The organism is Nonomuraea sp. GTA35 (assembly GCF_041950525.1).
Classification (GTDB): Bacteria; Actinomycetota; Actinomycetes; order Streptosporangiales; family Streptosporangiaceae; genus Nonomuraea.
The window spans coordinates 381,155-400,247 of the sequence record NZ_JBGNUV010000005.1 but is presented as its reverse complement, the minus strand read 5'-3'; the positions used below and the strand labels follow the sequence as shown (position 1 = coordinate 400,247).

Annotated in this window: 17 protein-coding genes; 14 read left to right on the top strand and 3 right to left on the bottom strand. The window is 73.1% G+C overall.

The genetic code is table 11. The features are described from left to right. Positions 1 to 11: 11 nt before the first annotated feature. Positions 12 to 590 (bottom strand): hypothetical protein, encoded by a 579-nt coding sequence (locus tag ACBJ32_RS25080; RefSeq protein WP_375128768.1) that lies wholly within the window; start codon positions 588 to 590, stop codon positions 12 to 14. Positions 591 to 1,044: 454 nt separating this feature from the next. Between ACBJ32_RS25080 and ACBJ32_RS25075 the strand changes: the two genes are divergently transcribed. The 3 genes from ACBJ32_RS25075 to ACBJ32_RS25065 all read left to right on the top strand — a co-directional run bounded on the left by ACBJ32_RS25075 (position 1,045) and on the right by ACBJ32_RS25065 (position 3,078). Then, positions 1,045 to 1,527, top strand: coding sequence for a hypothetical protein (locus tag ACBJ32_RS25075; protein WP_375128767.1), 483 nt, complete (start codon positions 1,045 to 1,047; stop codon positions 1,525 to 1,527). A 106-nt stretch (positions 1,528 to 1,633) separates the two neighbouring features. After that, positions 1,634 to 2,377 carry an isocitrate lyase/phosphoenolpyruvate mutase family protein gene (locus ACBJ32_RS25070; RefSeq protein WP_375128766.1) on the top strand — a complete coding sequence of 248 codons (744 nt, stop codon included), beginning with the start codon at positions 1,634 to 1,636 and terminating at the stop codon, positions 2,375 to 2,377. A gap of 47 nt (positions 2,378 to 2,424) precedes the next feature. Further along, positions 2,425 to 3,078 carry a hypothetical protein gene (locus ACBJ32_RS25065; protein WP_375128765.1) on the top strand — a complete coding sequence of 218 codons (654 nt, stop codon included), beginning with the start codon at positions 2,425 to 2,427 and terminating at the stop codon, positions 3,076 to 3,078. On the opposite strand, the gene ACBJ32_RS25060 is transcribed toward ACBJ32_RS25065, so the two are convergent. Then, on the bottom strand, positions 3,051 to 3,968 hold the full coding sequence (locus ACBJ32_RS25060) for a ribonuclease Z (RefSeq protein WP_375128764.1): 918 nt from the start codon (positions 3,966 to 3,968) through the stop codon (positions 3,051 to 3,053). The two genes, ACBJ32_RS25065 and ACBJ32_RS25060, sit on opposite strands and share 28 nt — an antisense overlap. Before the next feature lies 1 nt (position 3,969). Between ACBJ32_RS25060 and ACBJ32_RS25055 the strand changes: the two genes are divergently transcribed. The 6 genes from ACBJ32_RS25055 (at position 3,970) to ACBJ32_RS25030 (ending at position 10,311) form a co-directional block, all read left to right on the top strand. Next, complete coding sequence (locus ACBJ32_RS25055) at positions 3,970 to 4,482, top strand: methylated-DNA--[protein]-cysteine S-methyltransferase (protein WP_375128763.1); 513 nt, start codon at positions 3,970 to 3,972, stop codon at positions 4,480 to 4,482. 13 nt (positions 4,483 to 4,495) lie between these two features. Continuing rightward, positions 4,496 to 5,404 carry a tRNA (adenosine(37)-N6)-dimethylallyltransferase MiaA gene (miaA, locus tag ACBJ32_RS25050; RefSeq protein ID WP_375128762.1) on the top strand — a complete coding sequence of 303 codons (909 nt, stop codon included), beginning with the start codon at positions 4,496 to 4,498 and terminating at the stop codon, positions 5,402 to 5,404. A 9-nt stretch (positions 5,405 to 5,413) separates the two neighbouring features. Next, positions 5,414 to 6,226: a diaminopimelate epimerase gene (dapF, locus tag ACBJ32_RS25045; RefSeq protein ID WP_357870434.1), complete on the top strand. Its 813-nt coding sequence runs from the start codon at positions 5,414 to 5,416 to the stop codon at positions 6,224 to 6,226. Between the two features lie 48 nt (positions 6,227 to 6,274). Continuing rightward, positions 6,275 to 7,030: a hypothetical protein gene (locus tag ACBJ32_RS25040; RefSeq protein WP_375128761.1), complete on the top strand. Its 756-nt coding sequence runs from the start codon at positions 6,275 to 6,277 to the stop codon at positions 7,028 to 7,030. Positions 7,031 to 7,049: 19 nt separating this feature from the next. After that, positions 7,050 to 9,326, top strand: coding sequence for a tetratricopeptide repeat protein (locus ACBJ32_RS25035; protein ID WP_375128760.1), 2,277 nt, complete (start codon positions 7,050 to 7,052; stop codon positions 9,324 to 9,326). A 226-nt stretch (positions 9,327 to 9,552) separates the two neighbouring features. Continuing rightward, the gene (locus tag ACBJ32_RS25030) at positions 9,553 to 10,311 is read left to right on the top strand and encodes an SDR family NAD(P)-dependent oxidoreductase (protein WP_375128759.1); all 759 of its coding nucleotides are present in this window, start codon (positions 9,553 to 9,555) and stop codon (positions 10,309 to 10,311) included. A gap of 51 nt (positions 10,312 to 10,362) precedes the next feature. On the opposite strand, the gene ACBJ32_RS25025 is transcribed toward ACBJ32_RS25030, so the two are convergent. Then, entirely contained in the window at positions 10,363 to 11,349 is a 987-nt protein-coding gene (locus tag ACBJ32_RS25025) for a helix-turn-helix domain-containing protein (protein ID WP_375128758.1), read from the bottom strand. A 46-nt stretch (positions 11,350 to 11,395) separates the two neighbouring features. Between ACBJ32_RS25025 and ACBJ32_RS25020 the strand changes: the two genes are divergently transcribed. From ACBJ32_RS25020 to ACBJ32_RS25000, 5 genes are all read left to right on the top strand, one after another. After that, positions 11,396 to 12,013: a GNAT family N-acetyltransferase gene (locus ACBJ32_RS25020; protein ID WP_375128757.1), complete on the top strand. Its 618-nt coding sequence runs from the start codon at positions 11,396 to 11,398 to the stop codon at positions 12,011 to 12,013. Between the two features lie 82 nt (positions 12,014 to 12,095). After that, the gene (locus ACBJ32_RS25015; protein ID WP_375128756.1) at positions 12,096 to 14,522 is read left to right on the top strand and encodes an FAD-dependent oxidoreductase; all 2,427 of its coding nucleotides are present in this window, start codon (positions 12,096 to 12,098) and stop codon (positions 14,520 to 14,522) included. After that, complete coding sequence (locus tag ACBJ32_RS25010) at positions 14,519 to 15,721, top strand: sarcosine oxidase subunit beta family protein (RefSeq protein WP_375128755.1); 1,203 nt, start codon at positions 14,519 to 14,521, stop codon at positions 15,719 to 15,721. Before ACBJ32_RS25015 ends, ACBJ32_RS25010 begins: the two co-directional genes overlap by 4 nt. Further along, entirely contained in the window at positions 15,721 to 15,963 is a 243-nt protein-coding gene (locus ACBJ32_RS25005; protein ID WP_375128754.1) for a sarcosine oxidase subunit delta, read from the top strand. Before ACBJ32_RS25010 ends, ACBJ32_RS25005 begins: the two co-directional genes overlap by 1 nt. Then, positions 15,960 to 19,040 carry a 2Fe-2S iron-sulfur cluster-binding protein gene (locus ACBJ32_RS25000; protein ID WP_375128753.1) on the top strand — a complete coding sequence of 1,027 codons (3,081 nt, stop codon included), beginning with the start codon at positions 15,960 to 15,962 and terminating at the stop codon, positions 19,038 to 19,040. Before ACBJ32_RS25005 ends, ACBJ32_RS25000 begins: the two co-directional genes overlap by 4 nt. The last annotated feature ends 53 nt before the right edge of the window (positions 19,041 to 19,093 follow it).

Below are 19,093 nucleotides of genomic sequence, written 5' to 3'. Positions count from 1 at the left end.
AGGGCGGGCGATCAGCGGGTGAGGCTGTCGAGGACTTGTTCGCAGGGCTGCCGGCGGAAATCGTGCATCGTGGCGCAGGGGTTCGGCAGGCCGCGCCCGCGTGCGGGCGGCGGGGTGTCGGCGTGCCTGCTCGGTGCCGGCCGGCGCGGGGGAGGCGCCTGCGGGGACGCCCGCGGCGTCAGGAAGGCCTGTGCCCGGTCGGGAGGGGCTGAGCGTTCCCGGGGAGGAACCGGCGAGCGGCCGGGAGACGCGGCGTGGCCGGGCGCGCCGGACGAGCGCCCGGGCCGGTCGAGGACCGTCGCGAGCGGGCCGGCGGTCCCCGCGGGGACGGTGACGGGTGGTGCGACCCCGCCCGGAGGCGGCGCGATCACGTCCGACGAGTACGGGATCCCGTCCGCGGGCGGTGCGACGGGCGCGCCCGGAACCGGCGAGAGCACCGCGTCCACGGGTGGGGAGACCGCCGCGTTCCACGGCGGCACGGCCTCGATCCAGGGCGGTGACAAAGGCCCGAGCATCATGCCCGCCGGCTGGACGGACGGGAAGGCGAACGATCCAGGAGAGGTCGCCGCGGCGGTCGCTGTTGGTGTCACGTTCGATGCCCAGAGTGGCGAAGCCGACGTATTCGATCTTGGGGAAAGCGGGGTTTCCTGATCGAATTCGCCATGTCTATGCGGTGAAGCATCGGGCGCGTTGCTGAATGCCAGGAATATTCCCACCCCGGCGGTGGCGAGCACGCCGGCGACTCCTGCCAGCGGCGCGAGGGGCGGTCGGCTACCTGGGCAAATGGATCGAAGGGGGGACAAGTCGTGATTCCTTTGTGATTGGTGTGCGAGCATTCAGCCGTTGCGGCTAGTGTGGTCCATCACCCGCGGAAGCCGGCGAGCTTTCCCCGATACGACCGCAGGGAGCTGTAACCCCATGCATGATCCGAACGCGCCGGATCGTCACGAGATCCTGACCGGGCCGGGAGACATCCGCCCCGCGTCGAGAAATGGCCGTCAGAGAAAAGCGACGAACAAGAGGCCGCTCATCATCGCCGCGGCGGTGCTGACGGTTCTGCTGGCGGGGGGTGGCGGCTACATGCTGGCCGGCGGCCGGGGCGAGGCCGCCCAGCAGGGCGGCGGCGGCCCCGCGCCGGCCCAGACCACCGGCGGCACCGAGGCCGGCGACGACCTCGGGGGCGACGACGCCACGATGGGCGACGTCACCGCCGAGTCCCCCGAGGACGGCGACCTGTCCACCGATGCCCCCGACGACGGCAGCATGGGCGACGTCGCCGACCCCGGCACGGGCGGCCCCGCCGACACCGGTTCGACGGACACCGGTTCGACGGACACCGGTTCGACGGACTCCGGTTCGACGGACACCGGGCCGGCCACACAGACGAGCCGCGGCGACGGAAAGAAGCCGGCCACCACGTCCCCCACCAAGGCACCGCAGTCCTCCGGCAGCGACACTCCCGCCGACACCCCGGCCAACGGCCCCGCGGGCGAGGTCGCCGGCCAGTGCTCGAAGAGCGGCTGCTAGGGCGGGCGAGGAGCCGCTGCGCGGGCGGCATGCCGGAAAGTGGCTTGCCGTCTTGAGGGCGGACTGGCTCTGCCAGGGCGCCACTTCCCGCTCCTAGGGTTGGGCCATGACGACTGACGACGCGTCCGCACTGCGTGCGCTCCATGTGCCCGGCACCCCGTTGATCCTGCCCAACGTCTGGGACGCCGCCTCCGCCCGCGCCGTGCGGGAGGCGGGCTTTCCCGCCGTGGCCACCAGCAGCGCCGCCGTCGCGCACGTGCTGGGCTACGACGACGGCGAGCGCACTCCCGTCGGCGAGATGATGGCGGCCATCGCCCGCGTGGCCAGGGCCGTGGCGGGTGTGCCGGTGACCGCCGACGTCGAGCGCGGGTACGGGCTCGGGCCCGCCGAGCTCGTCGAACGCCTGGCCGAGGCCGGAGCCGCCGGTTGCAACCTGGAGGACTCCCTGCCGGGCCGCGGCGAGCTGGTGGATCCGGGGGCGCAGGCGGACTTCCTGGCCGAGGTGCGGGCCGCCGCCGGTGACGCGCTGGTGATCAACGCGAGGGTGGACGTCTACCTGCACGGCCCGGCGTCCAGGCAGGAGGCCGTCACGCGCGGGCGGCGGTACCTGGAGGCGGGGGCCGACTGCGTGTACCCCATCCTGCTGGCCGACGAGGACGAGATCCGGGCCCTGGTGAGCGAGCTCGGGGCGCCGGTCAACGTGTACTTCGGCGAGCGGGCACCGAGCCTCGAGAGGCTGGCGGAGCTCGGAGTGGCCAGGATCAGCTTCGGGAGCGGGCTGCACGGGGCGTCCCACGCCTTCACCCAGGGCCTGATCGCCGGGATCCGGGAGGGCCGCAGGCCCTTCTGAACCCTCCGGGTGGGGGCGGCGGCGAGGGGCCACGTACGCTTGCGCTCGTGCTTGTCGCCGCCGCCGTCTGCCCCTCGACCCCGCTGGTCGTGCTCGGGATGCCCGAGCTGCGCTCCGCCTGCCAGGCCGCGATCGCCGCGCTGCGGGAGGCGCGCCCCGACGCGCTGGTCGTGGTGGGCGGCGCCGAGGCGACCCGCGCGTACGCGGCAGGCGCGGCGGGCACCCTGCGCCCCTGGGGCGTGGACCGCACGGCGGGGGCCGGGGAGCCGGTGCTGCCGCTGTCCCTGACCGTCGCCCGCCTGCTCCTCGGTGACGGCGAACCCCAGGGTTTCCAGTCCGTGGCCTTCGGCACGACGACCGCCGGCTGCCTGGCGCTGGGCGCGGAGCTGGGCGGGCGCGGCGACCGGGTGGCGCTGCTGGTCATGGCCGACGGCTCCGCCTGCCTGAGCCCCAGGGCCCCGGGCAGGCACGACGAGGCGGCGGGCCCGTACAACGACCTGATCGCGAAGGCGATCGCGACGGGCGACCCGGCCACGCTGGCGGCGCTCGATCCCGAGGAGGCCGACAGGCTGTGGGTGAGCGGGCGGGCGGCCCTGCAGGTGCTGGCGGGGGCGGCGGGCGCGCGGGCGTACCGGGGGCGTCTGCTGATGGAGGCGGCGCCGTACGGGGTCGGCTACCTCGCCGGGGCCTGGCTGGCCTGACGCTTCGGCACGGGGATCCGCATCAGGTCGCGGGCCGTCACGACCTCGCCGCCGAAGCTGCGCCGTACCTCCTCGACGAAGGACGGCTCGGCGTCGAACCCGTACCGTTCCGAGAAGTGCGTGAGCACCAGCCTGCGCACGCCCGCGTCCGCCGCCACCACGCCCGCCTCGAACGCCGTCAGATGCCCGTACTCCTTGGCCAGCGCGCTCTCCGCGGACAGGAACGTGGCCTCGATCACCAGCAGGTCCACCCCGGAGGCCAGCTCGAAGACGGAGTCGCAGAGCCGGGTGTCCATCACGAACGCCACGCTCTGGCCGGGCTTCGGCTCGCTGCACTCGGCGAGCGTGACGCCGCGCACGGAGCCGGTGCGCTGCAGCTCGCCGATCTCGGGGCCGCGGATGCCGTGGGCGGCCAGCTTGTCGGGCAGCATGCGGCGGCCGGCCGGCTCCTGGACGCGGTAGCCGTACGACTCGACGGGGTGGGACAGGCGGCGCGCGATGAGCGGCCCGACGCCGGACAGGTCGCCGGAGACGGGATGCTCGGAGATGACGTCCGTGTCGGCGAACGCGGCGGCGTGGCGCAGCCGCCGCCAGTACGTCTCGCCGGAGCCGGGGAAGACCGCCCGCACCGGGTGCCGCACCTTGTCGCGGGCGATGCGCTGGACGACGCCGGGCACGCCCAGGCAGTGGTCGCCGTGGAAGTGGGTCAGGCAGAGCCAGTGCACGTCGTTCGCGCTCAGCCCGGCGTGCACCATCTGCCGCTGGGTGCCCTCGCCGGGATCGAACAGGAAGCCATGACCGTCCCAGCGCAGAAGGTAGCCGTTGTGGTTACGGTGTCGGGTAGGAACGGCGCTGGACGTGCCCAGCACCACGAGCTCACGTGAGGACACGATGACCACCACGGTTGCCTTCGCCGAGGTGCCCACGCCTGTAGGCATGTTCGTGCTGGCCGTCACCGAGATCGGCCTCGTCGCGTCGGGATGGGGGTCCCGCGACCGGCTGGCGGGCCGCCTCGACCTGGCTGAGGTTCATGATGCGGATCGTACGGCCTCCGTCGTCGCCGAGCTGAACGCTTATTTCGCGGGCGAGCTGAAGACGTTCGGGACGCCGATCGACTGGCGGCTCATGTCGGGCTCGCGGCTGCGGGTGCTGCGGGCCCTGCACGAGGTCCCGTACGGCAGGACCGTCACCTACGGCGAGCTGGCCAGGCTGAGCGGCTCCAGCGTGCCCGCCCGCGGCATCGGCTCGATCATGGGCTCCAACCCGATCCCGATCGTCGTGCCCTGCCACCGGGTGATCGCGGGCAGCGGGCTGGGCGGTTTCAGCGGCGGCGAGGGCGTGGAGACCAAGCGCTGGTTGCTGACCCATGAGGGATACCTGCAGCCGACGCTGCTCGATCTCTAGCAAACTTGTCGGTGTGCGTCAGCAGCAGCCAGTCATCGCCGTCGTGGGTCCCACGGCCGCAGGAAAGTCCGATCTCGCCGTGGACCTCGCCCTCAGGCTGGGCGGGGAGTGCGTCAACGCCGACTCCATGCAGCTCTACCGCGGCATGGACATCGGCACGGCCAAGCTGACGGAGGAGGAGCGGCGCGGGGTGCCGCACCACCTGCTCGACATCTGGGACGTGACGGTCACGGCCAGCGTGGCGGAGTACCAGAAGCTGGCCAGGGCGGTCATCGACGCCGTCGAGGTGCCCGTGCTGGTCGGCGGGAGCGGCCTGTACGTGCGGGCCGCCATCGACGAGCTGGAGTTCCCCGGCACGGATCCGGAGATCAGGGCGCGCCTGGAGGCCGAGCTGGCCGAGCGCGGCCCGGCCCCCCTGCACGAGCGGCTGCGCGAGCGCGACCCGGCCGCCGCCGCGGCGATCCTGCCGAGCAACGGCCGCCGCATCGTGCGGGCGCTGGAGGTGATCGAGCTGTCGGGCCGCCCGTTCTCGGCCACGATGCCCTCCTACGACGCCGTCTACCCGAGCGTCCAGATCGGGCTGGAGGTGCCCAGGCCGGAGCTGGACGCCCGGATCGAGCTCAGGGTCGAGCGCATGTGGGCGGCGGGCCTGGTGGACGAGGTGCGCGCGCTGCTCGACCAGGGGCTGGCGCAGGGGCGCACGGCCGGCCGCGCCCTCGGCTACGCCCAGGTCGTCCGCTTCCTGGAAGGCGAGTGGAGCGAGGAGCAGGCGATGGCCGAGACGGTCAGGCTGACCAGGCGTTTCGCCCGCAGGCAGGAGTCGTGGTTCCGCCGGGATCCGCGGGTCCGGTGGCTGCCGTACGACGCCCCCGACCTGCTTGAGCGGTCCCTGGCGCGAATCGCGGGGCACCCGTGCGAATAAACTTTTGCAATGCGCTTTCTCAAGGGGCACGGCACCGAGAACGATTTTGTCATCCTGCCCGATCCCGAGGGCGAGGTCGACGTGTCGGCCGCGCTCGTCGCCAAGATCTGTGACAGGAGGGCAGGCATCGGCGCCGACGGCGTGCTCCGCGTGGCCCGCACCAAGGACAGTCACGAGGTGAGCGATCAGGCCGCGCAGGCCGAGTGGTTCATGGACTACCGCAACTCCGACGGCAGCATGGCCGAGATGTGCGGCAACGGCGTGCGCGTGTTCGCCCGCTACCTGCTCGACGCCGGGCTTGAGCACGGCTCGGAGTTCGCGATCGCGACCAGGGGCGGGCTGCGCAAGGTGCACATCGAGCCCAACGGCGACGTCACGGTGGACATGGGCAAGCCCGTCGTGCACGGGGAGAGCGTGGCCACCCTGGGCGGGCACGAGTACCCCGGGATCTGCGTCGACATGGGCAACCCCCACCTGGCCTGCTCCATCGGCGACCCCGTCGCCCAGCTCGACCTCACCCACCAGCCGGGCTTCGACACCGGCGTCTTCCCCGCCGGGGTCAACGTCGAGCTGTTCAACCCGGTCGGCGTCAGCCGCGCCGTCATGCGCGTCTACGAGCGCGGCTCGGGCGAGACGCGTTCCTGCGGCACCGGCTCGGTGGCCACGGCCGTCGCCGCCGCGCACCTGTCCGGCGACACCACCGGCACGTGGACGGTCGAGGTGCTGGGCGGCACGCTGACGGTGATCCTCGACGAGGACACCAGCTACCTGTCCGGCCCGGCGGTGATCGTGGCCAGTGGCGAACTGATGCTTGCAGAATGAAGTTCTAATGGGAGATGCTGGGTCTACTTCGCGAACTGAGAGGTGGACATGGCAGACCCACGCACCACCGCCGTACAGGTGAAGACGCCGATCGGCCGGCTCGGCGGCGGATTCATGATCTCCCGAGAGGTCAAGGCCATCTGCGACGAGTACGGCCTCGGCGCCCGCGAGGTCTACTTCAGGGGCCGCTGCGGCGTGCTCGGCGAGTGCGACGCCGGCGTCGTCACCGCCGTCGCCGTCTTCTTCCCCGCCGCGCACGTCGAGGAGAACTGGAACGGCGGCCGCAAGCTCCCCGCCGATCGGGCCGTCGAGCTCTACGCCGAGGCCTGCCACGCGTGGGGCCGCCGCAAGCTGGGCGGCTACCAGGGCTGCGCCAGGCTCGCCGAGCTGCTGGAGCCGGTCGTCGAGCAGGCCTCGCCGGTCGGGGCGCCGCTCTTCGCGGGCTGGCGGGCCGTGCCGCTGCCCGACGACCCGCCCGCCAGGGCCGTGCAGCTCATGCACCTCGTCCGCGAGCTGCGCGGCGGCCTGCACGCCAACGCGGTGCTCGCGGCCGGGCTGCACCCGCTGGAGGCGACGCTGGCCGCCGAGCACGGCGGGGCCCCGCTCGGGCAGTCGCAGGGCGCGGCCATCGCCAGGTTCTTCACCTGGCCGGAGCCGTACGCGGAGCCGGGCCCCGACGTGGTCGCGCGGCGCGCGGCCGTGGAGGAGACCACCGACGACCTCATGGCGCCGGTGTTTTCGGTCCTGACGGACAGCGAATCGGACGAGCTGATCGAGCTTCTGCGTTTTGGGCACGCCCGTTGACCTGGCAGACTGACTGCCCATGGACGTGGACATCTGGGCCTGGGTCGGCGAAACCCAGCAGCAGCTTTCCGAGGCGGGCAACGTTGGCCTCGCCATGGCGCTGGGAGACCTCCCCGCACAGGCCTATGAGGGCCGGTATCCGCAGCTCGACGTCATGGCTCCGGCCATCGCGCAGCAGGCAGAAGGCCTGGAGCTGCCCTGGCTCGAGTTCTACGCCCGCTACTGGCATCTGATCGGCCGCATCGGCGACCGGGCCCAGGGCGCGGTCGCCATCGACGACGCCCAGCAGCTCCTGGCGTTCGCCCAGCGCGAAGACGTGCGCGAGTGCCCCGCCGTGCCGGCCGCCGTCGAGGCGCTGGCCGTCGTCTGGGCCAACACCGACGGCCCCGGCTACGCCACCGACCGCCTCGAGACGCTCGGCGCCTACCTCGAGAGCACCAGCCCGGAGAAGCCGGCCTTCGCCGGGCTGGTGACGCAGTACGTCTCCGCCCTCATCGACGCGGGCAAGCCGGGCGAGGCCGTGACCTACGCCGAGTCCGCGGTCGAGCGGCTGCGCACGGCCGGGCGCGAGGCGAGCTGGGAGCTGGGCGCCGAGAGCGCCCGCGCGCTGCTGGCCGTCGGCCGCGCCGAGGACGCGCTCACCGCGCTGCAGGCCGCGGCCGGGTTCCAGGCCGACGACCCGGTGGCCAAGGAGCACCGCGACGGCGTGCGCCGGGCGCTGATCCTGGCCACGCTCGGCCGGATCGCCGAGGCCGTCGACGCGCTGCCCGACCTCGACGTGGTCGGCGAGCACCCGCGGGTGTGGGTCGAGTGGTCGCACGCGGTCAACAAGCTGGCCGGCTCGGCGCAGATCACCAACACCTGGCAGCTCGGCCGGGTCGTGCGCCAGTGGATGGACTACTTCGGCATGATGGGCGGCTACCGCTCGCGCGTCGAGCTCGCGCTGGTCGCGGGGGAGCTGGCCATCGGCAGGCAGGGCGTGTGGCAGGCCAGGCTGCTGGCCGACCTGGCCGAGTCCGGCAGCGCCGAGCTGCGCGAGACCGGCGACCTCACCGAGCGCATCAACGCGCTGCGGGCCGCCGCCGAGGCCACCGCGGAGCCCGAGGCCCCCGGCCCCGTGGAGGAGCGGGTGGGCCTGTTCGACGCCGCCGACGGCTTCAACGCCGACCCGGAGAAGTGGGTCGGCTGGCTGGCCCCGCTGTCCGGCCAGGACATCGAGGCCACCCGCCGGCACACCACCACGCTCGGCTTCCTCGGCTACCCCGCCACCGGCGCCGACATCTACTGGAAGCTGCTGGTCGACAGCGGCGACATCGCCACCGCCGACTCCGACGACGTGGCCTACCTCACCACGCTGCTCATCGAGGCCCGCCAGGACGAGCGCCTGGAGCAGATGGCCGCCCTGCTGCCGCACGCCGCCCAGCACCTCACGCTGGCCAGGCTGCACAGCGCCCGCGAGCGCTGGCAGGAGACGGCCGACGCGGCCGAGCACGCCATCCACGCCGGGGCCGGCATCGAGGCCCGCCGCCTGCTGTCCGGCGCCGCCCAGCAGCTCGACGCCAACGGCAGGGCCGCCGAGGTGCTGCTGGAGGTGCTCGACGAGCTGCTCGACGAGGACGTCTGGCGCATGATCGTCATGGCCACCTCGGCGGAGGACTGGGAGACCGTACGCAAGGGCGCCGCCAAGATCGGCATGCCGATCAAGTCCACGGAGGGCCCGATCGAGGAGGAGATGGGCCTCATCCGGCTCATCCTGCCCGCGCCCGACGGCGGCCAGCGCCAGGTCCTGTCGATCCGCACCGGCCCCGCCACCGCCAGGCTCGCCCTGCCGCAGCCGCGCGGCATGGAGTACAACGCGGGCGACCTGGTCGTGTTCGACCCGCAGCTCCTCGAGCCCGTCCCCGACGACCCGCAGGAGCAGCAGAACTTCGTGCCCCCGTTCGCGGCGGTGCGCATCCTGCGGCCCGGCGGCTACACCAGCTACTTCTTCGACGGCGCCGCGCCGAGCGAGGAGGACTGGGCGGAGTTCACCGAGGTCATGGCCGAGCGCGGCTGGCCGATGTGGGTCTACAGCGACGAGAACTACACCGTCAACCACCCGACCAGCGGCGAGCCGCTGCCGGGCGTGTTCGGCTGGGTCGCGGTGCCGCCGGACGTGTCGCCCGCCGAGGTCGACGCGCTGCTCGACGACGCCACCGAGCGGTGGGTGCATCCGCTGGCCTGGCTCGACCTGGCCCGCGAGATCGACGTCGAGGTCGAGCGGCACGAGCGGATCGTCAAGGAGTACGGCCTGTAGGTCCGTCGCCGGCACGGGCGGCCTGCCGAAGGCGCACCACCTCTCACGCGGGGGCGGTGCGCCGGCGGAGGGCCGCCTTTTCGCGTGTCGACGGGGGCGCTGCCGTCGGACGGTGAGAGGCCGGGCGGTGCGGAGCGGGCCCTTGCTGTGCCATCCTCCCCGGGAAGGCTTTCACCGGCGGAAGGAACGCGGGGCAGTGGGTGACGCGCGGAGTACTGATCCAGGCGTGCTGGAGCGGTTCCGGCTCGACGGCAAGGTGGCGATCGTCACCGGGGCCTCCGCCGGGCTGGGGGTGGCGTTCGCGCGCGGCCTGGCCGAGGCGGGCGCCGACGTGGTCATCTGCGCCCGGCGCAAGGAACGGCTGGAGGAGACGCGGCGGCTGGTCGAGGAGACCGGCCGCCGGTGCCTGACCGTGCCCGCCGACGTGGCGCTGCCCGGCGACTGCGACGCGGTCGTGGCCGCCGCCGTCGAGGCCATGGGTTCCGTGGACGTGCTGGTCAACAACGCCGGGGTCGGCACCGCCGTGCCCGCGCTCAAGGAGACCCCCGAGGAGTTCCGCCGGGTCGTCGAGATCAACCTGCACGGGACGTACTGGATGGCGCAGGCGTGCGCCCGCGTGATGCGGCCGGGCTCGTCGATCGTGAACATCGGCAGCATCCTCGGCGAGACCACGGCCGGCCTGCCCCAGGCCGCCTACAGCGCGTCCAAGGCGGGGGTGGTGGGGCTGACGCGCGACCTGGCCCAGCAGTGGACCGGGCGGCGCGGCATCCGGGTCAACTGCCTGGAGCCCGGCTTCTTCGCCTCGGAGATGACCGAGCAGTACAAGCCGGGCTACCTGGAGCAGATGATGGCGTCGCGGGTGGTCATGCAGCGGGCGGGGGATCCGGCCGAGCTGGTGGCGGCGGCGGTGTTCCTGGCGAGCGACGCGGCCTCGTACATCACCGGGGTCGCGCTGCCGGTGGACGGCGGGATCCTGATCACGTAGGCCGTCGGGCGCCGGCCTTCGACCGGCGGGCCCTCGGGCGCGGGCGAGCGGTCATTCGGGCAGCAGGTCGTGGTGGGCGGCCAGGAAGCCGGCGTGGAAGCGGGTCCGCGCGCCCAGCTGCTCGCACAGCACCTGGACGCGGCGCTGCACCGTCCGCGGGCTGAGGCCGAGCTGCCGGGCGATGGCGTCGTCCTTCATGCCGGCCGCCAGCAGGGCCAGCACCTCCTCGTCCGGGCCGCGCCGGTCCTGCTCCAGGCCCTCCGGGGTCAGGCGCAGCGGGACGGCGGCCCGCCACAGCGTCTCGAACAGGCCCACCAGGGCGTCCAGCAGCGCCGACGGGTGCACCACCAGGGCGCTCTCCACGGCCCGGTCCTCGTCGGAGACCAGCGGGAGGATGGCGGTGCGGGCGTCGGCGATGGCGAGCTTGACCGGCACCTGGCCGAGCCGGGCCTGCTCGCCGTCGGCGACGGCGCGGCGGGTGTGGGCCAGCATGCCGGGCTGCTCGAAGGCCAGCGGGCTGTAGATGCCGCGGGTGACGGGTGCGCCCTGGCGGGCGGCGCGGCGGCGGTTCTCGCGGTCGTCGCTGATGTCCACCGCGTACGGCGGATGCACCAGCACCAGCATCTCCCGGGTCGCGTTGCGTTCGAGCTGGAGATACCGCCTGGCCACGGCGTCGCGGCCGGTCACCACCTCCAGCACCTCCTCCGGGTGCGGCCCGCCGCGGTCGGCGACCTCGGTGGCCAGGAGGGCGGCGGCGGCGCGGCTGTGGGTGAGCTCCTCCTGGCGGCGGGCGACGAGGATGTCGATGGCGATGTTCGGGGGCGTGGCGACGAGGCGGAGCGGGCGGCCGGCCACGCGGGAGATCAGGCCGAGGTCCTCCAGCCTGGGCAGCATGCGGCGGATGGCGGCGGCCGAGGAGCCGGTCTCGGCGGCCAGCTCGCTCAGCGTCGCGGGGCCGTGCCGGAGCAGGGCCCGGTAGGCGGTCTCCTCGGCGACGGTGACGCCGAGTCCTTCGAGTAAACGCCGCTGCTGCGCCATGTCGCCCCTTCCCGCGCGAGCTCAGCGTACTGGTACGTTGTCGCGAATGATCTCCCCTTATGTGCGTTCGTACCAGCCCCGGGATCTGGACAGCGTCTACGACATCTGCGTGCGCACGGCCGACGCCGGAGGCGACGCCCGCGGCATGTACGCCTCCGACCGGCTGATGGGCGACCTGTTCGCCGCTCCGTACGTGATCCTCGAGCCCGAGCACGCCCACGTGGTGGACGACGGCGAGGGCAACGCCGTCGGCTACATCGTGGGTACGGCCGACACCGAGCGGTTCGTGCGCCGCTACCGCGAGGAGTGGATCCCGCGCGCGGCGCTGCCCGCGCCCGCCGACCCGCCCGTCACGCGGGACGACCAGATGCTGGCGCTGCACTACCGGCCCGAGCGGATGATCCGGCCCGAGCTGGCCGGGTACCCGGCGCACCTGCACATCGACCTGCTGCCGGACTGGCAGGGCAAGGGATGGGGGCGCAGGCTCATGGGCGCCTTCGTCGACGGGCTGCGCGAGGCGGGGGTCGCGAGGCTGCATCTGAGCATGCTGACCAGCAACGTGGCGGCGCGGGCCTTCTACGACCGGCTGGGGTTCGAGGAGCTGGCCGTGCCGGACGCGGGCGTGGTCACGTATCTCGTACGGGACACCTCGCCCGTGCGGTAGCTCTTGTTCCGGCGGGTCCTGGACTCTATGGTCGTTGCGTAGTCCGGTGTGTGTTGCGTATTAAGGAACAACCGGAGGCACCATGAGCCGACCTCGTTTGGTGATCGTGGGAGCGGGGATCGTGGGCTGCGCCCTCGCCGACGAGCTCACCGAGCGGGGGTGGACGGACGTCACGGTCGTGGACCAGGGCCCGCTCTTCGCCGCCGGAGGGTCCAGCTCCCACGCCCCCGGCCTCGTCTTCCAGACGAACCCGTCCAGGACCATGACCGAGTTCGCCGCCTACACCGTGGCCAAGTACACGGCGCTGGGCGGCGACTGCTTCAGGCAGGTGGGCGGGCTGGAGGTGGCCACCACCCCGGAGCGCTGGACCGACCTGCACCGCAAGCACGGCTGGGCCGAGTCGTGGGGCGTCGAGGCGCGGCTGCTCGACGCCGGGGAGTGCGCCGAGCTGTGGCCGCTGCTCGCCACCGACAAGGTGCTCGGCGGGTTCCACGTGCCGAGCGACGGGCTGGCGGCGGCGGTGGCCTGCGGCCAGGCGCAGGCGGCGCGGGCCGTCGAGCGCGGGGCCAGGTTCCTGGCCGGGCACACCGTGGTCGGGATCGAGCAGCGGGGCGGGCGGGTCACCGGGGTCTCGGTCGTGACGTCGGGGGAGTACCGGACGATCCCGGCGGACGTGGTGGTGTGCGCGGCCGGGTTCTGGGGGCCGTCGATCGGGAAGCTGGCCGGGCTGACCGTGCCGCTGCAGCCCCTGGCCCACCAGTACGCCAAGTCGGGGCCGCTGAGCCCGATGAACCAGGCCCCGATCCTGCGCCATCAGGACCGCGACCTGTACTTCCGGCAGCACGGCGACCGTATCGGCATCGGCTCCTACTCCCACCGCCCCATGCCGGTCGCCCAGGACGAGATCGGCCCGAGGTCCACCACGATGCCGTCGGTGCAGGCGTTCACCGAGGAGGACTTCGACCCCGCCTGGCGGGACGCGGTCGAGCTGCTGCCCGCGCTGGCCGAGTCCAAGTACGAGGACGGCATCAACGGCGTCTTCTCCTTCACCCCCGACGGTTTCCCGCTGATCGGCGAGGCCCCGCATCTCGACGGGTTCTGGCTGGCCGAGGCCGTGTGGGTGACGCACTCGGCCGGGGTGGCGCGGGCGCTGGCCGAGGTGCTGGTGGACGGGCGCTCGGCCGTCGAACTGCACGAGTGCGAGCTGAACCGGTTCGAGCAGGTGCAGCTCTCGCCCGCCTTCATCGAGGAGCGGGGCAAGCAGAACTTCGTCGAGGTCTACGACATCATCCATCCGCTGCAGCCGATGCAGTCGCCACGGCCGCTGCGGACCAGCCCGTTCTACCCGCGGCAGCGGGAGCTGGGGGCGGTCTTCCTGGAGGCGGCTGGGTGGGAGCGGCCGCACTGGTTCGAGGCGAACACGCCGCTGCTGGAGGAGCTGCTGCTGCGGCGCGGCCCCCTGGGGCAGCCGGCGGCCGAGGCGTTCCTGGGGGCCGCGCGGCGTGACCCGTGGGCCGGCCGCCACTGGTCGCCGGTCGCCGCCGCCGAGTCGTACGCGGCCAGGGAGCGCGTGGCGCTCTTCGACATGACGCCGCTCAAGCGCATCGAGGTCCACGGGCCGGGGGCGGCGGCGTTCCTGCAGCGGATGACCACGAACAACGTGGACAAGAAGCCCGGCTCGGTGACGTACACGCTGCTGCTGGACGTCAGGGGCGGCATCCGGTCGGACCTCACCGTGGCGCGGCTCGACGAGGACACGTTCCAGCTCGGTGCCAACGGCAACCTCGATCTCGACTGGCTGGCCAGGCACGCCCCCGGCGGGGTGCGGGTGCGTGACCTGACGCCGGGGACGTGCTGCGTCGGCGTGTGGGGGCCGCGGGCCAGGGAGCTCGTGCAGGGGCTGACCGACATGGACCTGTCGCACGAAGGCTTCCGCTACTTCGGCTGCAAATCCGGATATGTCGGGCAGGTGCCGGTGCTCGCGATGCGGGTCTCCTACGTGGGCGAGCTGGGCTGGGAGCTCTACACCACGGCCGACCTGGGGCTCAAGCTCTGGGACACGCTGTGGGCACCGGGGCTGGCGATCGCGGGGGGCCGGGCCGCGTTCAACAGCCTGCGGCTGGAGAAGGGCTACCGGCTCTGGGGCGTGGACATGACGACCGAGCACAACCCGTACGAGGCGGGGCTGGGGTTCGCCGTCAGGGAGGACAAGGACTTCATCGGGCGTGACGCGCTGACCAAGGACGTCACGCGCAAGCTGGTGCCGCTGCTCAGCAACCAGGTCGTCATGGGCAAGGAGCCGGTCGGTCACGACGGCCGTACGGTCGGGTACGTCACCAGCGCCGCCTACGGTCACACCATCGAGTACCCCATCGCCTACGCCTGGCTGCCCGCCGAGCTGGCGGAGCCCGGGACGCAGGTGGACATCTCCTACTTCGGCCGCCGCGTGCTCGCGGAGGTCGCCGCCGAGCCGCTGTACGACCCCGGGATGGAGAAGATCAGGCGTTGACCCACCCCGACTTCCTCTGGCGCAACCCCGACCCCAGGCCCGCCTACGACGTCGTCATCGTGGGCGGCGGCGGGCACGGCCTGGCCACTGCCTACTATCTGGCGAAAAATCATGGCATCACGAACGTGGCCGTCCTGGAGCGCGGCTGGCTGGCCGGCGGGAACATGGCCCGCAACACCACGATCATCCGCTCCAACTACCTGTGGGACGAGAGCGCCGCGATCTACGAGCACTCGCTCAAGCTCTGGGAGGGGCTGAGCGCGGAGCTGGACTACGACCTGCAGTTCAGCCAGCGAGGGGTGCTCAACCTGGCGCACAGCCCGGGCGACGTGCGCGAGGGCAGGCGCCGGGTGAACGCCAACCGGCTCAACGGGGTGGACGCCGAATGGCTGAGCCCGGACGAGGTCAAGAAGTTCTGCCCGGTCGTCAACGTGTCGAGCGGGGCCCGCTACCCGGTCATGGGGGCCACGCTGCAGCGGCGCGGCGGCATCGCCAAGCACGACCACGTGGCCTGGGCGCTGGCGCGCAAGGCCGACGCGTACGGCATCGACCTCATCCAGGGCTGCGAGGTCACCGGGTTCGAGATCCTGAAAAATCGGGTCATGGCCGTGCAGACGTCGCGGGGCCGGATCGCCGCCGGGAAGGTCGCGCTCGCGGCGGCCGGGCACACCTCGGTGCTCGCCGCGCAGGCCGGGATCCGGCTGCCGCTGCAGTCGCACCCGCTCCAGGCACTGGTGTCGGAGCTGCTGGAGCCGGTGCTCGACTGCGTGGTCATGTCGAACGCCGTCCACGTGTACGTCAGCCAGGCGCACAAGGGGGAGCTGGTCATGGGGGCGGGCATCGACGCGTACAACTCCTACGGCCAGCGGGGCGACTTCCAGGTGATCGAGGCGCAGATGGCGGCGGCGCTGGAGCTGTTCCCCGTCTTCAACCGGGTACGGGTGCTGCGGACGTGGGCCGGCATCGTGGACGTCTCGCCCGACGCCTCGCCCGTCATCGGCCGCACACCTGTGGACGGCCTCTACGTCAACGCGGGCTGGGGCACCGGCGGCTTCAAGGCCACGCCGGGCTCCGGCTGGGTGTACGCGCACACGATCGCCCACGAGCGGCCGCATCCGCTGGCGGAGCCGTTCGCGCTGGAGAGGTTCACCACGGGGGCGCTCATCGACGAGCACGGCGCGGCGGCGGTGGCGCACTGATGATGCTGCTCCACTGCCCGCACTGCGGCCCCCGCGACGGGAACGAGTTCCGCTACGGCGGCCAGGCCGGGATCTCCTACCCGACCGGCGAGACCTCCGACGAGGAGTGGGCCTCCTACGTTTTCATGCGCGACAACCCCAAGGGCTGGTTCCACGAGCGCTGGTTCCACGCGCACGGCTGCCGGACCTGGTTCACCGTCGAGCGGCACACGGTCACCCACGAGATGAGGGACCCTCGATGAGGTTCACGTTCGACGGCCGCGAGATGCGGGGCGAGCCGGGTGACACGCTGGCCGCCGCGCTGCTGCGCAACGGCGTGCGGGTGGTGGGCCGCAGCGTGGCGCTGGGCCGGCCGCGCGGCGTCTTCACCGCCGGGCCCGAGGAGCCGAACGCGCTGGTCAAGGTGGGCGCGGACCCGATGCTGGCGGCCACGGTCGTGGAGCTGTACGACGGGCTGGAGGCGTGGAGCCTGCGCGGCAAGGGCCGCGTGGACCTCGACGTCGTGGACGAGCGCCGCTGCGACAAGGGGTACCTGCACTGCGATGTGCTGGTGGTCGGCGGCGGCCCCGCCGGGCTGGCCGCCGCGGTGGCGGCGGGGCGGGCGGGCGCGCGGGTGATCCTCGTGGACGAGCAGCCGCGGCTGGGCGGCGACCTGCTGAACTCCCGCCTGCTCCTCGACGGCGCGCCCGCGCTCGCCTGGGTGGCGGGGCTCGACCTGCCCGGACGGGTGCTCACCCGGACGACCGCCGTCGGCTACCACGACCACAACTACGTGGTGGCCGTGGAGCGGCGGGCACGGGGCGAGCGGCTGTGGCACATCAGGGCGCGCGAGGTGGTGCTGGCGACGGGGGCGCACGAGCGCTCGATCGCCTTCCCCGGCAACGACCGGCCCGGCGTGATGCTGGCCTCCGCCGCCCGCGCCTACGCCAACCGGTACGGGGTCGCGCCGTGGCGGCGGGCCGTCGTGTTCGCGTGCGCGGACTCCGGGTACGAGGCGGCCAGGGACCTGGCCGCGGCCGGGGTGGAGATCGCCGCCGTCGTGGACCCCCGGGTGGCGGGCGACGTCGTGACCGGCACGACGGGCGATGCGGACGGCGTGCTGAACGGCGTCCAGGTGGGCTCGCGGCACGTCGAGGCCGACCTGCTGGCCGTCGCGGGCGGCTGGAACCCGGCCGTGCACCTGTTCAGCCAGTCGCAGGGGCGGGTGCGCTTCGACGAGCACCTGCAGGCGTTCGTCCCGGGCGTCTCGGCCCAGGCGGAGCGCTCGGCCGGCGCGTGCCGGGGCCTGTACGGCACCCGCGAGGCCATCGCCGACGGCTACGCGGCGGGCTCCGAGGCCGCCGGGCACGCCGCGCGCGGATGGCGGGTGCCGGAGTGCGACGAGCAGCCCCTGCGCCCGCCGGCCGCCCTGGGGGTGGTCGAGGGGGAGCTCGCGTTCGCGGACCTGCACCGGGACGTGACCGTGGCCGACCTGGCCAGGGCCACGGGCACCGGGATGCGCTCGGTCGAGCACGTCAAGCGCTACACCACCGCGGGCACCGGCGCCGACCAGGGCAAGACCTCGGGCGCGGTGGTCGTCGGCGTCATGTCCGCCCTCCTCGGCGCCGCGCCCGGCCAGGTGGGCACGACCACGTTCCGCCCCCCGTACGTGCCGGTGTCGTTCGCCACCCTCGCCGGGCGCGACCGCGGCGAGCTGTCCGACCCCGTCAGGACCACCGCCATGCACGACGCCCACGTGGCGACTGGCGCGGTGTTCGAGGACGTCGGCCAGTGGAAACGCCCCTGGTACTTCCCCCAGGACGGCGAGTCGATGGAGGAGGCCGTGCTCCGCGAGTGCCGCGCGGCCCGCACGGACGTGGCCGCCATGGACGCCTCCACCCTCGGCAAGATCGACATCCGGGGCGCGGACGCCGGGGCCTTCCTCGACCGCGTCTACACGAACCTGTACTCCACGCTCGCCGTCGGCGCCTGCCGTTACGGCCTGATGTGCGGGGCGGACGGGATGGTGCTCGACGACGGCACCACCACCAGGCTCGCCGAGGACCACTTCCTGACGACCACGACCACGGGCAACGCCGCCACGGTGCTCGACTGGCTGGAGGAGTGGCACCAGACGGAGTGGCCCGGCATGGAGGTGTCGTTCACCTCGGTCACCGACCACTGGGCGACGGTGGTGGTGGCCGGGCCGCGTGCCAGGGAGGTCGTCGCGGCCGTCGCGCCCGGGGCGCTCGAGCTGGCGTTCATGCGGTACACGGCGGCCGACGTGCTGGGCGTGGCCGGGAGGGTGTTCAGGATCAGCTTCTCCGGGGAGCTGGCGTACGAGGTGAACGTGCCGTGGGCCTACGGGCGGGCGCTGTGGGAGGCGGTGCTGGAGCTGGGGGCGGTGCCGTACGGGACCGAGGCCATGCACGTGCTGCGGGCCGAGAAGGGGTTCGCGATCGTCGGGCAGGAGACCGACGGGACCGTCACCCCGCAGGACCTGGGCATGTCGTGGATCGTCTCCCGGCGCAAGCCCGACTACGTGGGCAAGCGCTCGCACGCCCGCCCCGACACCGCGAGAGGCGACCGCAAGCGCCTCGTCGGCCTGCTCCCCGACGACCCGGAGGCGCTGGTGGAGGAGGGCGCCCAGCTCGTCGCCGCCGGCCAGGATCCTGACGGGGTGGTGCCGATGCTCGGTCACGTGACCTCGAGCTACCGCAGCGCCGCGCTCGGCCGCACGTTCTGCCTGGCCCTGGCCAAGGGGGTGGCGCCAGGCGACCGGCTCACCGCCGTGTCCAGGGGCGCGGCGCGCCCGGTGACCGTCGCGGAGCCCGCCTTCTACGACCCGGACAACACCCGCCGCGACGGTGAGCCCCTGACCGGGGCGCGTCCCGGGCAGGGCTTCGAGGCGCGCGCCGAGAGCCCGGCCGCCGCGTTCGCGGCCCGGTTCGAGGCGGTGAGCGGGGACAGGGTGCGGCTGCGCGAGGTGCCGTTCGAGCCGATGTGGGAGGTGCGGGGCGCGGATCCGGGCGCGGGGTTGCGGCTGGGGCCGTCCTGGTGGCTGGTGACCGGAAATTTCGAGACGCGCCCGGATTCGGTGGACGTGTCAGGGCAGCGGGCGATCCTGGAGCTGTCGGGCCCGGCCGCCGAGGACGTGCTGATCACCGGCTGCCCCCTCGACCTGCACCCGGACGTCTTCCTCGGCCACGCCCAGACCCTGCTCGGCAAGACGGGGGTCATCCTGGAGCGGCGCGCCTCCGGCGCTTACCGCATCTACGTCAGGTCATCCTTCACCCGCTACCTCGCGGAGTGGCTGCTCGACGCCATCGACGCGATATAGATCCATATTTGGGGCATTACCTAGACTTTACGGAAACAAGGAAGTCTGGGGGC